General features: G+C 43.8%; 1 protein-coding gene. It reads right to left on the reverse strand.

The genetic code is table 11. The features are described 5' to 3' along the window. On the reverse strand, nt 1–717 hold a 717-nt coding region (locus tag A3763_RS07335; protein ID WP_197482831.1), incomplete at both ends, for a glutathione S-transferase N-terminal domain-containing protein.

Raw genomic sequence — 717 nt, forward strand, 5'->3', positions numbered from 1 at the left:
ATTACTTGGGCCGGTGCTGGGTCTAGTGAAAAGTGACGAAACATCGGCCCAAAAAAAGCAAAATCAACCAGACTTGGCCGATTACCCAATAGAAAGGGCTGATCTCTCAATAATACTTTCATTGCACAAAGCAAATGATAATAATGATTTCTAACATAGGGTTCTGTTTTTGAAGACACGCCATCCCCTTCTAGAAAGGTTTTGGTTTGTCGTTGCGCAAAATACCAAGCACCGATTTTTTTAGGCAAAGGCCAGTCTGACAAGACTTCTTCACTAATTCTCTGAGCAAGAAGCTGACGAGTCTCGGGGTAACGCCAACGCCAAAACATCGCTGAGCGCCAACACCATTCATCAGCATAGTCTTCAATTAATTTTGACATGAATAAGTCAACAGGGTCTTCTGGCATAATTGAGTGCTGTGGAAAATTCGACTCCAACCAATCGAACATAGGCGTCGTATCCTTTAACCACTGCCCATTGGCTAAACGCACCACGGGGACTTTCATTAAACCTGTATGAGGGTAAACCTTATTCACCAAGTCCCCTACAGAAGCATTTACCCGTTCAAAGGGAATCTCTTTATAACGCAGTAAGGCTTCAAGCTTACCGCTAAAGTAAGATACATCCGCAAGATAAACCCTCAAAGGCTCATACAGTAGCGAATCAGGTCCATTTAGCTCATCAGCCTCGTCTTTAACCGCACGATTGGTCATTGCC

Source organism: Oleiphilus sp. HI0128 (assembly GCF_001635365.1).